Source organism: Rathayibacter sp. VKM Ac-2760 (assembly GCF_009834185.1).
Classification (GTDB): Bacteria; Actinomycetota; Actinomycetes; order Actinomycetales; family Microbacteriaceae; genus Rathayibacter.
Map to the genome: position 1 here is coordinate 2913747 of NZ_CP047173.1, position 14575 is coordinate 2928321.

Consider the following 14575-nt stretch of genomic DNA (forward strand, 5'->3'; position numbering starts at 1 on the left):
AGGAGCCCACCATGGCCGACCAGCCTCAGGTCACCTGGATGACCCAGGAGTCGTACGACCGCCTTCAGGCGGAGCACACCGAGCTGTCCACCAACGGACGCCTCGAGATCGCCAAGCGCATCGAGGTCGCCCGCGAGGAGGGCGACCTCAAGGAGAACGGCGGCTACCACGCCGCGAAGGACGAGCAGGGCAAGATCGAGGCGCGCATCCGCCAGCTGACCGCTCTGCTGCGCGAGGCCGAGATCGGCACGCCGCCCGAGAGCCACGGCGTGGTCGAGGCGGGCACGATCATCACGGCCGAGATCGCCGGCGACGAGTCGCGCTTCCTCCTCGGCAACCGCGAGATGGCCGGCGAGAGCGACCTCGACGTCTACAGCCCGCAGAGCCCGCTCGGCGGCGCGATCATGGGCCTGAAGGTCGGCGACTCCACCACCTTCGAGGCCCCCAACGGCCGCAGCATCACGGTGAAGGTCGTCGACGTCGAAACGTGGAACGGCCACTGAGCCTCAGCGCTGACGCACTCCGCGAGATGCCACTTGTGCGCTCGACACGCCGTGTCGAAGCGTCACAAGTGGCATCTCGCGGAGGTGCCGGGCTAGCCGCGTGACAGACGGGGGCTGTAGCCGGCGTCGCGGAGGACCTGGAGGACGCGGTCGGCGTGCTCGGGGCCGCGGGTCTCGACGCTGATCTCGAGCTCGACCTCGCTGATCTGCAGGCCGCGGCCGTGCCGGGTGTGCAGCACCTCGACGACGTTGGCGTTCGCCTCCGAGATCAGGTCGGCGATCCGCGCGAGCTGGCCCGGCCGGTCCGGCAGTCCGATGCTCATCTTGAGGTAGCGCTCGGAGGCGGCGAGGCCCCGGCTGATCACCCGCTCCATCATCAGCGGGTCGATGTTGCCGCCGGAGAGGATGACCGCGGTGCGGCCCGCGTCCCGGATCTTGCCGGTGAGGATCGCGGCGATGCCGACCGCTCCGGCCGGCTCGACGACCAGCTTCGCGCGCTCCAGCAGCACCAGAAGCGCCCGGGCGGTATCGTCGTCCTCGACGGTGACGACCTCGTCGACGACCTCGCGGATGATCTCGAAGTTGAGCTGCCCGGGCTTCGCGACCGCGATGCCGTCGGCGATGGTGGGCGAGATCGTGATGGCGATCGGCTCGCCGGCCGCCAGTGACAGCGGATACGGCGCGGCGTTCGCCGCCTGGACGCCGATGACGCGCAGGGTGCGACCCTCCTGGGCGGCCTTCTGCTTCGCGGCCGACGCGACGCCGGCGATGAGCCCGCCGCCGCCGATCGGGACGACGAGCGTCTCGACGCCGGGCGCCTGCTCGAGGATCTCCAGGCCGATGGTGCCCTGGCCCGTGATGACGTCGGGGTGGTCGTAGGGCGGGATGAAGACGGCACCGGTGCTCTCGGCGAACTCGGCCGCGGCGGCGAGGGCCTCGTTGAAGATGTGCCCGCTGAGCACCACCTCCGCGCCGTAGTCGCGGGTCGCCGCGAGCTTGGGCAGCGCGACGCCGATCGGCATGAAGATGGTCGCCTTGATGCCGAGCTCGCGCGCGGCGAAGGCGACGCCCTGGGCGTGGTTGCCGGCCGAGGCGGCGACGACTCCGCGCTCCCGCTCCTCGGGGGTGAGGTGCGAGAGCCGGAAGACGGCGCCGCGGATCTTGTACGACCCGGTGCGCTGCAGGTTCTCGCACTTGAGGAACACGGGCGAGCCGAGCACCTCGGCGAGGAACGTGCTCGTCTCCATCGGGGTGTTCGCGATCACGGGGGCGAGGACGGTTCGGGCCGCCTCGAACTCGCTCAGGGTCGGTCCGACGACGCGGCTAGTCTGCATGCTCTTCGGCAACTCTCTCGGGGGTTCGGGTCGGCGAGCGCCAGGCTCCGCTCGCGACGTAGTTGACCATGACGTTGAGGGTCGCGACCACGGGGACCGCGAAGAACGCGCCGGCGATGCCCGCGACGATCGAGCCGCCGGCGACCGCGAGGACGACGGCGAGCGGGTGCACCTTGACGGCGGAGCCCATGATCAGGGGCTGGAGGATGTGCCCCTCCAGCTGCTGCACGCCGAGGACGACGATCAGCAGGATCAGCGCGATGACCGGTCCGTTGTAGACCAGCGCGATGAAGACGGCGAGCGCCCCGGTGACGACCGCGCCGATCACCGGCACGAACGAGCCGAGGAAGACGAGCACGCCGATCGGGATCGCGAGCGGGACGCCCAGCAGGAACGAGCCGAGCCCGATGCCGACGGCGTCGACGAAGGCGACGAGGATCTGCACCTTCACGAAGTTGGTCAGCGTGATCCAGCCCGCGCGCCCCGCCCCGTCCACGGCGCTGCGCGCGCGGTGCGGGAAGAGCCGGACGACCCAGCGCCAGATGTTCGGACCGTCGATCAGGATGAAGAGCGTCGAGAACAGCGTCAGCAGCACGCCGGTGAGCACGTGCCCGACCGTCGAGCCGACGCTGAGGGCGCCACTGACCAGCACGCCCGAGTCCTGCTGCACCGCGGCGAGCGCCTGCTGCGCGTACTGGTTGATGTCGGTCTCGGTGAGGTGCAGCGGGCCCTCGAGCAGCCAGGTCTTCAGATCGTCGTAGGACTGCACCGTCTGGCGGCTGAGGTCGTCGAAGCCGGAGTAGACCTGCGTGACGACGAGGAAGAGCAGCCCGCCGATCACGAGGACGATGCCGAGCTCGGCGACCACGATCGCGAGCCACTTGGGCCAGTGGTGGCGCTGCAGGAACATCGAGAACGGCACGAGCAGGGCCGCGATGACGATCGCGAGCAGCAGCGGGATGACGATCAGCCGCAGCTCGATCACCAGCAGGCCGAGCACGGCGAGCGCGGCGGCCACCACGAGGATCCGCCAGGCCCAGGCCCCGGCGATCCGCATCCCGGTGCTCACGAAGGCGGCGTCCGGGTCGAGCGGGCGGGACGGCGGAGCGGCAGCGGGAGGCGCCGTGGGACGGACGGCGTCGCGGGCGCCGGACGTGCGGCGGGACCGGCCGAGTCTCATCCGCCCAGACTAATCCCCGCCGCATTCCGCGGGCGGTATCCGCGACGGCTCACGAGGCGGCGCGCACGGCCACCGGCCGCCGCGCGAGCGCGAGGCCGACCCGCTCCCCCGGCTCGAGCCGGGTGCCGGCCGCGTGCTGCACGACGAGCTCCTCGCCCTGCTCCGTGCGGACCGTCGAGCGGCGCACCGGGCCGAGGAAGCTCGTCGCGACGACGACCGCCGGGAGCGCGCCGGGGGCGCCGCCGGGGACGATCTCGATGTCCTCGGGGCGGAGGAACGCCGACACCGCGCCGTCGCCTGCCGAGGCGTCGACGAGCGGCAGGCGCGCGCCGAGCACCGAGACACCGCCGGCCGAGACGACGCCGGGCACGACGTTCGAGAGCCCGACGAAGTGCGCGACGAACGGCGTGGACGGCCGCGCGTAGAGGTCCTCCGGCGCTCCGAGCTGCTCGATCCGCCCGGCGTTCATCACCGCGACGCGGTCGGCGACGGCGAGCGCCTCCTCCTGGTCGTGCGTGACGAAGAAGGTGGTGATGCCGATCTCGGTCTGGAGCCGCTTGATCTCGTCGCGCAGCTGCACGCGCACCTTCGCGTCCAGCGCGGAGAGCGGCTCGTCGAGCAGGAGCACGCGCGGCCGGGTCACGAGCGCCCGGGCGAGCGCCACCCGCTGCTGCTGGCCGCCGGAGAGCTGGTGCGCGTAGCGGTCGCCGAGGGCGCCGAGGCCGACCAGGTCGAGCGCGTCCTGCGCGGCCGTCCGCCGCTCCTTCGCCGCGACGCCGCGGGTGCGCAGGCCGAACTCCACGTTCTCGCGGGCGCGCAGGTGCGGGAAGAGCGAGTACGACTGGAAGACCATGCCCATGTCGCGGCGGGCCACCGGCAGGTCGGCGACGTCGCGCTCGTCGACGAGGATGCGGCCGGAGTCGATCCGCTCCAGACCGCTCAGCGCGCGCAGGGCCGTGGTCTTGCCGCAGCCGGACGGGCCGAGCAGGGCGATGAACTCGCCCGGCGCCACGTCGAACGAGACTCCGTCGAGGGCCCGTGCCGCGCCGTAGTGGCGGGCGACGTCGAGGAAGCGGACGCGAGCGCCCGGGGAGAGGGGCGCGGTCACGAGGTGCCTTTCGGGGCGCGGCGCCCGGTCGCGACGAGGCCGATCCGCGCGAGGCGGCCGATCCCGAGCAGCAGGGCGAAGGCGAACAGGAGGGAGAGGAGCGAGAAGATCACGGCGATGTAGGCGTCCTGCTTCGACACCTGGACGAGGCCGGTCTGCAGCGTCGTGCGGCTGAGCAGCGAGGCGATCGTGTACTCGCCGAGGACCACGGCGACGGTGATCAGCGCGGCGGCGACGAGACCGCGGCGGAGGTTCGGCAGCAGCACCCGGACGAGCACGCCGAACGGGCCGGCGCCCAGCGAGCGGGCCGCCTCCGAGAGCGTGATCGCGTCGAGCCCGGCGAGATCCGCGGCGATCGCGCGATACGCGTAGGGCAGCACGAGCACCCCGTAGGCGAGGGCGAGCGTCCACGGCGCGGAGCCGACGAGGCGCGTGATCACCGAGTAGACGGGTGCCAGTCCGACGACCAGCACGATCGCGGGGACGGTCAGCGGCAGCAGGCAGACCAGCTCGAGCGCCCGGCGCAGCCGCGGCAGGCGGATCTCGACCAGCAGCATCGTCGGCACGAGCAGCACCAGCACGATCAGGGCGGTGACGACGGCGAGGATCAGCGAGTTGCCGATGCCCTGGAAGAGCGCGCGGTAGCCGCGCTCGTTCTCCGGGTCGAGGACCGCCGTCCAGTGCGAGAGGTCGTAGCCGCCGGCGCCGCGCAGGGTGAACTCCGCCATCGCGATCAGCGGCACCGCGAAGGCGAGGCCGGTGACGACCAGGACCACGCGGGACAGGGCGCGGGTCACCGCTGCCACCGCCGCGCGCGGCGCTGCAGCAGCGCGTAGCCGGACATCAGCACGATCATCACGAGGAGCATCCCGAGCGCGAGCGCGCCGGCCAGGTTCTCCCGGCCGAGCACCGTCTCGCTGACGAGCGCGGCGCGGATCTGCAGCGGCACGATCTGCGCGCCCTGGCTGATCAGCGCGGCGGCGGTCGCGAACGAGGAGAACGCGTTGGCGAACAGAAGCAGCACCGAGCCGAGGAAGGAGGGGGCGAGCACCGGCATCGCGACGCGCCACCAGTAGCTCACCGCTCCGCCGCCGAGCACGGCGTTCGCCTCGGACCACTCGGGGCGCAGGCCCTCGAGCGCGGGCAGGAAGGTCAGCACCATCAGCGGCACCTGGAAGTAGAGGTAGGGCAGGATCAGCCCGGGCAGCTGGTAGAGCCAGACGCCGTCGGCGTAGAGATCGACGCCGGCGCCGGCCAGGAGGGTCGTGACCAGGCCCTGGACGCCGATCGTCGCGATGAAGGCGAAGGCGAGCATCACGCCGCCGAACTGCGCGAGGACGCTCGCCGCGGCGTCGACGATCGTGCGGAGCGGTCCGCGCGGGTCGGCGCCGAGCAGGGCGAGGCAGACGATCGCGCCGAGGACCGCTCCGACGACCGCGGTGAGGGCCGACAGGCCGAGCGAGGCGCCGAACGTCGACAGGATGACGGGATCACCGAGCGCCGCGACGTTCGCGAGCGTCGGCCGGCCGTCGCCGTCCACGAAGCCGGTGCCGACGGCGAGCACGGTCGGCACGGCCAGGAAGAGCAGGACGTAGACCGCGAACGGCGCGACGCCGAGCGCCTCGGGGAGGACGCGCCGTCCCCGGGGCGCGCGGGCCCCGGGGACGGCGCGGACGGCGGCGGTCGTCACTGGATCGCCGCGGCCCACTTCTCGGCCAGCAGGGCCGAGGCGGCCTCGGTCTGCTCGGAGGTGAACTGGACGAGGTCCTCCGGGGCGGCGCCGACGGCGTCGAGCGCCTCCTGGTCGACGGTGCCGGCCTCGACCATGGCCGCCAGGCGCACCGGGTAGGCGCCGGCCGCGAGGTAGAGGTTCTGCGCGGCGTCGGAGTAGAGGTACTCCTGCCAGAGGCGCGCGGCGGCCGGGTGCGGCGCGTCGGCGTTGATCGCCTGGTTGTAGTAGCTGCCGACCGCGGTGCCGGGGAGGACCGTGGTGGTCCACTCCCGGGTGCCCTCGTTGGCCTTCGCCGCGGCGAGGTTGTTGTAGCTCCAGTCGAAGACGACCGGGGTCTCACCGGAGGCGATGGTCGCGTCGGTCGGGTCCAGCGGCAGGAAGTTGCCTGCATCGTTGAGCTTCTCGAAGAAGTCGATGCCCGGCTGGACGTCGTCGGCCGAGCCGCCCGACTGGACGGCGGCGAGCTGCACCGCGGCGGCCGCGGCCCCGGCCTGGGTCGGGTCGCCGTTGATCGCGACGGAGCCGCGGTAGTCGGCGCCGAGCAGGTCGTCGAGCGACTCGGGGGCGGGCACGGCCTCGGCGTCGTAGCCGATCGACATCAGGCCGGTGTAGTCGTTCACCCAGAGGCCGGTCTCCTCGCGGTTGCCCTCGGGGATGTCGTCCCAGGTCTCGACCTGGTACGGCGCGAACAGATCGGTGTTGGCCAGCGCCACGGCGGCGCCCAGATCGAAGACGTCGGGCGCGGTGTCCTGGCCGGCCAGGTTCTGCGCGGTGCTGATCTCCTCGGCGGAGGAGACGTCCGGGTCGGCCGAGTTGACGGTGATGCCGTACTCGTCCTCGAAGCCCGAGATGAGCTCGCCGTAGTTGGCCCAGTTGTCGGGCAGGGCGATCACGTTCAGCTCGCCCTCGGCCTTCGCGGCCTCGATCAGCGCGTCGAGTCCGCCGAGGTCGGCGGCGGAGGTCGCGGTCGAGGCGTCGACGGACGCGTCGCCGGACGCCGAGCCGGACGAGGCGCCGGCGTCGCCCGAGCAGGCGGTCAGGGTGAGAGCGAGAGCGGCGGTCGCGGCGGCGAGCACGGCGGCGCGGGGGAAGCGCTGGGTCGTCAAGAGTCCTCCAGGAGTCGGGTGGGTGGGCCCCTGCGGGCGCCTCGGGAAACGTAGGGGCGGCTCCCGACATCCCGGGGCCGCCCGGATGAACCGGACGGGAACACTCGGCGCTGGGGCACGGTCACCTCGGGATCGGCCGATGTCGGCGGCCTTCGCTAGCGTGGGGGCACCATGACCGAGCAGCTCAGCCCCGCGCTCGCGCGCCGCATCGCCCTGGCCGCCCAGGGCTTCGGCGCCGCGCCGCCGCCGCGGGTCGGCACCCGGCAGATCCTCGGCGTCGTCGACCGCATCCGGCCGCTGCAGCTCGACTCGGTCAACGTCTTCGAGCGGAGCCACTACCTCCCCGTCCTCGCCCGGCTCGGCCCCTACGACCGCGCCCTGCTCGACGCCGTCGCGTTCTCGCCGAAGGGCCACTACCTCGAGTACTGGGCCCACGAGGCCGCGCTGATCCGCCGCGCCGATCTGCCGCTCTACCGCTGGCGGATGGAGTACTACCGCCGCGTCCGGATCCCCGAGCACGAGGGCTGGGCGGCGGAGAACCGCTCCACGCTCGACTGGCTGCGGGCGGCCCTCGCCGACGGTCCGCTGCGCGCCTCGGCGATCGAGCACGAGGCGAACACCCGCACCGGTCCGTGGTGGGGCTGGTCCGACATCAAGCGCGGGCTCGAGGTGCTCTTCCGCTGGGGCGAGGTGGTGACCGCCGGGCGGACCCGCTTCGAGCGCTCCTACGCCCTGGCCGAGCAGGTGCTGCCGCGGGAGGTGCTCGACGCCGAGGTGTCCACGGAGGACGCGATCCGCGAGCTGGTCCGCCGCTCCGCGATCGCCCTCGGCGTCGGCACCCTCGGCGACCTCGCCGACTACCACCGGCTGCTGCAGGCGCCCACGGCCGCCGCCGTGCGCGATCTGGTCGACGCGGGCGAGCTGGTGCCGGTCGAGGTGCGCGGCTGGGAGCGCTCGGGCCGGCCGCTGCCGCTCTGGCGGCACGTCGCGGCGCGGCGACCGCGCACGCTGCGGGCCGACGCGCTCCTGTCGCCGTTCGACCCCGTCGTCTGGCACCGCCCGCGCGCCGAGCTGTTCTTCGACTTCCACTACCGGATCGAGATCTACACCCCGGCGGCGCAGCGCGTGCACGGCTACTACGTGCTGCCGGTGCTGCTCGACGACGTGATCGCGGCGCGGGTCGACCTGAAGAGCGATCGGCAGAGCGGCGTGCTCCGGGTGCAGGCGGCATGGCGCGAGCCGGGAGCGCCGCCGGACGCCGCCGGACGCCTCGCCGCGCTGCTCGTCACCGCCGCGCACTGGCAGGGGCTCGGGTCGGTCGAGGTCGTCGGCCGCGGCACCCTGGCGGCCGAGCTGCTGGTCGCGCTGACGGCCGGGCACCGGGAGGTGCTCGCGTGAGCGGGCCGCAGGAGCGGAAGGGGCCGATCGCCCTCGCGCTCTCGGAGAAGTGCGTCGGGCTGCTGCTCGAGCGCGGCACGACGAAGGGGGTCAGCTCGATCGACCTCGCCCACGCCGCCGGCATCTCGCTGCGCACCTTCCACCGCTACCTCGGCGGCAAGGAGGACTGCGTGCGGCCGGTGCTCTACGCGGCGATCGCGGCGATGGCGCGCGAGCTCACGGCGCGTCCGGCGGCGGAGTCGCTGAACGCCGCGCTCGGCGCCGCGTTCGCCGCCGCCGCCTCGGGGCCGCAGCTCGAGCGCACCCTCCGGCTGATGCCGCTGCTCACCGAGACGCCGGCGATGCGGGCGGTCTGGGCGCAGTCGCTGCACGACGGCGAGGCGGCGCTCACGCCGAGCATCGCGCTGCGGATGGGACTGCCGGCCGGTGACGAGCCGCGCGCGTCCGTGCTCGCGACGGTCGTGCTGGCGCTGGTGCGACGCGCGCTCGTCGACGCCGTGGCGACGGGCACCGACCCGGCCCCCGTCTTCGACGAGTACCTGACCACGCTCGACGGCGGGCCGCTGGCGGCGAGCTCGGCGTAGGTGCGCGGGTCTCGATACGCCGCTGCGCGGCTACTCGACCAGCAAGGCAGGCGCCGCTGCGCGGCTACTCGACCAGCAAGCAGGCGCGGCTGCGCGACCAGCGGGCGCGACGTCGTCAGAACTGCACGCGCGGGGGCTCCGAGATCGCGGCGAGGTCGCCGACCTCGAAGAACTCGCGCTCGGAGAAGCCGAGGCGGCGGGAGAAGAGCGTGTTGGGGAAGACCGTCACCTTGGTGTTCATCTCGCGCACGCCGCCGTTGTAGAAGCGCCGCGCCGACTGGATCCTGTCCTCCGAGTCGACCAGCTCGCCCTGGAGCTGCAGGAAGTTCTGGCTCGACTGCAGCTGCGGGTACGCCTCGGCGACGGCGAAGATCGACTTCAGCGCCTTCTGCATGTGGTCCTCGGCGGCGGAGGCCTCGGCGGGACCCTGCGCGGAGAGCGTCTCGGCGCGCGCACGGGTCACCGACTCGAAGACCTGGCGCTCGTGCGCCGCGTAGCCCTTCACGGAGTCGATCACGTTCGGGATCAGATCGGCCCGCCGCTTCAGCTGGACGGTGATGTCGCTCCAGGCCTCGTCGACGCGGACGTTGAGGGTGACGAGGGAGTTGTAGGTCGCCCAGAGGTAGATCCCGAGGATCACGACGAGCACGACGACGACGATGAGCGGGACGAGCCATTCCATGCCGACAAGTGTAGGGAAGGACCCCGCGCCGTTCCCGGCACCCCGGCGCTTTCGCAGCGACCCGGGCGGCGCTACTTCAGCGTCTTCTGCATCAGCACCGTGCTCAGCCAGCGCTCGAACTTGAAGCCGACCCGGCCCATCCGGCCGACCTCGACGAAGCCGTACTGCGCGTGCATCCCGAGCGACGCCTCCGCACCCTTGTCCGCGATGACGGCCATGACCTGGCGGATGCCGACCGCCTTCGCCCGGTCGAGCAGCTCGGTCATCAGCGCCTTGCCCAGGCCCTTGCCGGTCGATGCGGCACGGAGGTAGATCGAGTTCTCGACCGTGAAGCGGTAGGCCCGCTTGGACGACCACGGCGACACCATCGCGTAGCCGAGGATCTGCCCCGAGGGCGAGACGGCCACGATGAACGGCAGCCCGAGCTTCTGGTTGCGGGAGAACTTCGAGCGCCACTCCTTGAGCGTCGAGTCGTCCTCGTCGAAGGTGACCACGGTGTTGCGGACGTAGTGGTTGTAGATCTCCTGGATGTCCGGGAGGTCGGCGTCGCGCGCCTCGCGGATCTCGAAGGAGAACTCCGGCTCGGGGGCGGGCGCCCGGCGCAGGTGCGGCGGGAGGACCCGGCGCTGCTCGTACTCTTCCTCGAGCATCTCGCTCCCTCTCCCGGTGGTCGTGTGGTGGTCGTGTGGTGGTCGTGCTGCGTGGGCGCTGGTGCCACGGCGGCGGCCCCGATCCGGGCCAGCGCAGCCGGGCCAGCGTAGCCGGGCCGGCGGAGCGCCGCACCCGCGGTGGGCCGCTGTCGTCAGGGCAGGTGCGCCCAGTCGACGGGCTCCGCGCCGCGCTCGGCGAGGAGCGCGTTCGCGCGGCTGAACGGCGCCGAGCCGAAGAAGCCGCGCGAGGCCGACAGCGGGCTCGGGTGCGTGCTCTCGACGATGCCGGAGTCGCCCAGCAGCGGCCGCAGATTCGCCGCGTCGCGCCCCCAGAGGATCGCGACGAGCGGCCGATCGCGGGCGACGAGGGTGCGGATCGCGTGCTCGGTGATGCGCTCCCAGCCCTTGCCGCGGTGCGAGGCGGGAGCCCCGGGCGCGACCGTGAGCACGCGGTTGAGCAGCAGCACGCCGCTCGCGGTCCAGCCGCTGAGATCGCCGTGCTCGGGCGGGGCGACGCCGAGGTCGTCGCGGAGCTCGCGGTAGATGTTCTGCAGGCTGCGCGGGAGCGGCCGCACGTGCCGCTCCACCGCGAAGGAGAGGCCGATCGGATGCCCGGGCGTCGGGTACGGGTCCTGCCCGACGATCAGCACCCGGACGTCCGCGAGCGGCGCCGCGAACGCGCGCAGCACGTCCTTGCCGGCGGGCAGGTAGGGGCGGCCCGCCGCCGTCTCGGCGCGGAGGAAGTCGCCCATCGCCGCGATGTCGGCGCCGACGGGGGCGAGCGCGTCCGCCCAGCCGCGGTCGATCAGGCCGGCCTCGGCCAGCTCCGGGAGGTCCACGCTCAGCTCGCGGCGAGGGTGGCGACCGACACTCCGGCCTCGCCCGCGCTCGCGCGCCAGACCGAGCCCGCGCCGCGGACGCGCAGGGCGCCCGTGCCGACGGTCAGGACGGTCGACTCGTCGATGGCGACGCCGCCGTCGACCAGCCCGGCCTCGACGGCCGCGACCAGGCGGCCGAGCGTGCCCCACTGCGCGGCGTGCACGTCGATCGAGACGTCGACGAGGCCGATGCCCTCGAGCACCGCGACCTCGTCCAGCTCCTCCGCCGCGTGCTCCGGCGCCACGGGGACGCCGCCGATGCGGAAGCCGCCGACGATGGCGCGGTCGGCCGCGACGGCGGCGCCCGCCGAGAAGCCGGCGTAGGGCACTCCGGAGGAGACGAGGTCGCGCAGGCGCGGGAACGACGCCTCGAGCGCGTCCCGGTAGGCGGGGGTGAGGCCGCCGCCGACGAGGATCCCGTCGACGTCGTCGAACACCGCCGGGTCGATCCGGCCGCCCTCGGGCTTCATCACCGCGAAGGGCAGCAGCTTGCCGACCGTGGCGAGCGTCGCCGCCCAGGCCGCGTAGACCTCCGGGCCGAGACCGTCGTGGACGACGACGATCGCGATCCGCGGTCCGTCGATCCGGCCCGCGTCGACGGCGTGGTCGTGCGCCTCGGCCAGGAACGCGCCGTACAGCTGCTGGTCGTGCTCGGCGCCGCCCCCGCCGCCGATCAGGTGGACGCTCACTCGTCGTCCTCCGCCAGCGCGCCCGCCACCGGGGGCAGGGCCGACCAGGGGAAGACGATCCAGCGCGGGGTCCGCCGCCAGTAGAAGTCCGGCTCGAGCACCGTGCGCGGCTTGGTGTAGAGCGTGACGGTCTGCACCTCGGCGCCCATCGCGCGGATCAGGTCGACCGAGAGGCGGAGGGTGTGCCCGGAGTCGGACACGTCGTCGACGAGCAGGATGCGCTTGCCGCGCACCGACGCCTCGTCGAGCAGCGGCGGCAGCACCACGGGCGCGGCCAGGCGCGCCTCGACGCCGGTGTAGAACTCGACGTTCAGCGCGCCGCAGCTCTTGATGCCGAGCGCGTAGGCGACGGCACCCGCGAGCAGCAGGCCGCCGCGGGCGATGGCGACGACGAGCTCGGGGCGGTAGCCGGAGGCGACGACGTCGTCGGCGAGATGGCGAGCGGCGTCACCGAACTCGAGCCAGCCGAGGACCTCCTTCTCCGTGGCGGCGAGGAGGGCGGCGGAGTCGTCGGCGTCGGAAACCATGAGGGACAGGCTAGAGCGTCGCGAGGCCCCGCGTCACATCACGGGACCTCGCGGTGGCGCAGGGTCACTCCTTCGGGGTGAGCGCGCCCTTGATCACCTTGTGCGGGGCGGCCTGGGCCACCGGCTTGATCGTCACCAGATCGAGGTTGACGTGTGCGGGCAGCTCGACGGAGGAGACGATCGCCGCGGCGACGTCCTCCGCCACCAGCGGGGCGGGCACGTCGGCGTAGACCTTGTCGGCGCGCTCGCGGTCGCCGCCGAAGCGGACGAGGGAGAACTCCTCGGTGTGGACCATGCCGGGCGCGATCTCGATGACGCGGATCGGCTCCCCGGCGAGCTCGAGGCGCAGGACCGCGACGAGCGCGTGCGCGGCGAACTTCGCGGCGTTGTAGCCGCCGCCGCCCTCGTAGGCGACGTGGCCGGCGATCGAGGTCACCGTGACGATGTCGGCCGAGCCCTCGGAGCCGGCGTCGGCGATGCCGGCCCGCAGCAGCGGCAGCAGCGCGCTCGTGACCAGCTTCACCGAGAGCACGTTGATCTCGAACATCCGGGTCCAGTCGGCCGGATCCGACGCCTCGACCGAGTCGAGGCCGAGGGCGCCGCCCGCGTTGTTGACCAGCGCGTGCACGGCCCCGGTCGCGGCGAGGTGGCCGCGCAGCGCGTCGACCTGCGCGGCGTCGGTCAGATCGGCGACGAACACGCTCGCCCCGGTCTCCGCGGCGAGCGCCTCGAGCTTCTCCCGGCGGCGGGCGACCGCCACCACGTCCCAGCCGTGCTCGCGGAACAGGCGGACGCTCGCCGCACCGATCCCCGAACTCGCCCCTGTCACCACGACGCGTCGAACCACGCTCGTCCTCTTTCCGTCAAGCCTCGGACACCATCGACACCGTCGTCGGAGCCAACGCTAGCCTGGCCGCATGCAGCCCGCCGACCCGGCTCCCGCCACCGCCGGGTCGCCCACTCCCCCGAAGCGCCGCGTCCCGCTCTGGGACAACGCCCGCTTCGTCTGCGTCGCCCTCGTCGTGATCGGGCACGGGATCCAGCGGCTCACCGCCAACTCGGACACCTCGCTGATCGTGTACCTGACGATCTACGCCTTCCACATGCCGGCGTTCGCGATCATCTCGGGCTACTTCTCCAAGGGCGGGCCGCCGAACGCGCGGGCGATGCGCCGGGTGCTCACCGACATCCTGCTGCCGTACCTGATCATGGAGACGATCTGGACGCTGGTGCAGTTCGCGGTCGAGGGCAAGCAGGAGTTCAACCCGACGAAGCCGAGCTGGACCCTGTGGTTCCTGCTCGCGCTCGGGATCTTCCGGCTGGTGCTCCCCTATCTGGCGCTGCTGCGCTGGCCGCTGCTGATCAGCGTCGTGCTCGCCGTGGGCGTCAGCTACTACGACAACATCGACTCGACCTTCTCGCTCGCCCGCGCGATCGGGATCCTGCCGTTCTTCGTCTTCGGCTGGCGCCTGCGCGGGTGGAAGGCCGGCTCCCGGCTGCTGGTGGACCGCTGGCTCGATCTGACGCCGCGGCAGATCCTCGTCTCGCGAGTGATCGCCGTCGCCCTCTTCGCCGCGACGGTCGTCGTGATGACCGTCAACATCGACGCCTTCCGCGCGGCCGACCTGCGCTACTGGTTCTTCTACGACCGGCCCTACGACGCGCTCGGCGAGACCGCCTGGTGGGCGGGCCTGGTGCGGCTGGCGCTGATGGCGGCCGCGGTGGTGCTCTCGCTCGCGCTGTTCAGCCTGATCCCGCGCCGCCGCACGGCGATGACGGCCTGGGGGCAGTCGACGATGTACGTGTACCTGCTGCACAGCTTCGTCCTCTACCCGCTGCGGGAGTCCGGGCTGCTGTCCGCGACCGAGAGCACGCTCGCGCTCGTCCTGATGATCGTCTTCTGCATCGCGGTCTCGGTGGCGCTCTCCCTCGGCTGGACCCGCACCCTCTTCCACAGGATCGTCGAGCCGAGGGCGGCGTGGCTGTTCGCGCCGGTCGTCGACGAGCGGCCGGAGCGGCCGAACCGCGCCGATCCGACCGGGTCCAAGCGCGACCCGCACCCGACCTCCGGGATCCGCACCGGGCGCTGAACCGGCGCGTCGCCGCCCGCAGGGCGTTACCCCGTGTGTCGGGTGCCCTCGTCGCACCCGCGGCTCCCACCTAGGCTCAGGCGACGGGGAACGGCCCCCGTTCCGAACCGACGA

16 protein-coding genes are annotated in these 14575 nt (G+C 72.9%); 4 read left to right on the top strand and 12 right to left on the bottom strand.

Features of this window, described 5'->3' with window-relative positions:
• Positions 1-11 precede the first annotated feature (11 nt).
• On the top strand, positions 12-503 hold the full coding sequence (gene greA / locus GSU72_RS13205; protein ID WP_159985483.1) for a transcription elongation factor GreA: 492 nt from the start codon (positions 12-14) through the stop codon (positions 501-503).
• A gap of 92 nt (positions 504-595) precedes the next feature.
• On the opposite strand, the gene ilvA is transcribed toward greA, so the two are convergent.
• The 6 genes from ilvA to GSU72_RS13235 all read right to left on the bottom strand — a co-directional run bounded on the left by ilvA (position 596) and on the right by GSU72_RS13235 (position 6963).
• Positions 596-1837, bottom strand: a complete 1242-nt coding sequence (gene ilvA / locus GSU72_RS13210; protein WP_159985484.1) for a threonine ammonia-lyase — start codon at positions 1835-1837, stop codon at positions 596-598.
• Entirely contained in the window at positions 1827-3017 is a 1191-nt protein-coding gene (locus GSU72_RS13215) for an AI-2E family transporter (RefSeq protein WP_159985485.1), read from the bottom strand. Before GSU72_RS13215 ends, ilvA begins: the two co-directional genes overlap by 11 nt.
• A 49-nt stretch (positions 3018-3066) precedes the next feature.
• The gene (locus tag GSU72_RS13220; RefSeq protein ID WP_159985486.1) at positions 3067-4125 is read right to left on the bottom strand and encodes an ABC transporter ATP-binding protein; all 1059 of its coding nucleotides are present in this window, start codon (positions 4123-4125) and stop codon (positions 3067-3069) included.
• Positions 4122-4922, bottom strand: coding sequence for an ABC transporter permease subunit (locus tag GSU72_RS13225; RefSeq protein ID WP_244255807.1), 801 nt, complete (start codon positions 4920-4922; stop codon positions 4122-4124). The genes GSU72_RS13220 and GSU72_RS13225 overlap by 4 nt, the downstream gene beginning before the upstream one ends.
• Entirely contained in the window at positions 4919-5713 is a 795-nt protein-coding gene (locus GSU72_RS13230) for an ABC transporter permease (protein ID WP_159986820.1), read from the bottom strand. Before GSU72_RS13230 ends, GSU72_RS13225 begins: the two co-directional genes overlap by 4 nt.
• A gap of 98 nt (positions 5714-5811) precedes the next feature.
• Positions 5812-6963 carry an extracellular solute-binding protein gene (locus GSU72_RS13235; protein WP_159985487.1) on the bottom strand — a complete coding sequence of 384 codons (1152 nt, stop codon included), beginning with the start codon at positions 6961-6963 and terminating at the stop codon, positions 5812-5814.
• A gap of 171 nt (positions 6964-7134) precedes the next feature.
• On the opposite strand from GSU72_RS13235, the gene GSU72_RS13240 reads away from it, so the two are divergent.
• The gene (locus tag GSU72_RS13240) at positions 7135-8361 is read left to right on the top strand and encodes a crosslink repair DNA glycosylase YcaQ family protein (RefSeq protein ID WP_159985488.1); all 1227 of its coding nucleotides are present in this window, start codon (positions 7135-7137) and stop codon (positions 8359-8361) included.
• The gene (locus GSU72_RS13245; protein WP_159985489.1) at positions 8358-8945 is read left to right on the top strand and encodes a TetR/AcrR family transcriptional regulator; all 588 of its coding nucleotides are present in this window, start codon (positions 8358-8360) and stop codon (positions 8943-8945) included. The genes GSU72_RS13240 and GSU72_RS13245 overlap by 4 nt, the downstream gene beginning before the upstream one ends.
• 115 nt (positions 8946-9060) lie before the next feature.
• Here the strand turns inward: GSU72_RS13245 and GSU72_RS13250 are convergent, their stop codons facing one another.
• The 6 genes from GSU72_RS13250 to GSU72_RS13275 form a co-directional block, all read right to left on the bottom strand.
• Entirely contained in the window at positions 9061-9627 is a 567-nt protein-coding gene (locus GSU72_RS13250) for a LemA family protein (protein WP_159985490.1), read from the bottom strand.
• 71 nt (positions 9628-9698) lie between these two features.
• The gene (locus GSU72_RS13255) at positions 9699-10277 is read right to left on the bottom strand and encodes a GNAT family N-acetyltransferase (protein WP_159985491.1); all 579 of its coding nucleotides are present in this window, start codon (positions 10275-10277) and stop codon (positions 9699-9701) included.
• A 152-nt stretch (positions 10278-10429) separates the two neighbouring features.
• Positions 10430-11122, bottom strand: coding sequence for a uracil-DNA glycosylase (locus GSU72_RS13260; protein WP_159986821.1), 693 nt, complete (start codon positions 11120-11122; stop codon positions 10430-10432).
• Positions 11119-11844 carry a peptidase S51 gene (locus GSU72_RS13265; RefSeq protein ID WP_159985492.1) on the bottom strand — a complete coding sequence of 242 codons (726 nt, stop codon included), beginning with the start codon at positions 11842-11844 and terminating at the stop codon, positions 11119-11121. Before GSU72_RS13265 ends, GSU72_RS13260 begins: the two co-directional genes overlap by 4 nt.
• Complete coding sequence (locus GSU72_RS13270; RefSeq protein ID WP_159985493.1) at positions 11841-12371, bottom strand: phosphoribosyltransferase; 531 nt, start codon at positions 12369-12371, stop codon at positions 11841-11843. The genes GSU72_RS13265 and GSU72_RS13270 overlap by 4 nt, the downstream gene beginning before the upstream one ends.
• 64 nt (positions 12372-12435) lie before the next feature.
• Positions 12436-13218, bottom strand: coding sequence for an SDR family NAD(P)-dependent oxidoreductase (locus GSU72_RS13275; protein WP_244255809.1), 783 nt, complete (start codon positions 13216-13218; stop codon positions 12436-12438).
• A 70-nt stretch (positions 13219-13288) separates the two neighbouring features.
• Between GSU72_RS13275 and GSU72_RS13280 the strand changes: the two genes are divergently transcribed.
• Entirely contained in the window at positions 13289-14461 is a 1173-nt protein-coding gene (locus GSU72_RS13280) for an acyltransferase family protein (RefSeq protein WP_159985494.1), read from the top strand.
• Positions 14462-14575: the final 114 nt, after the last annotated feature.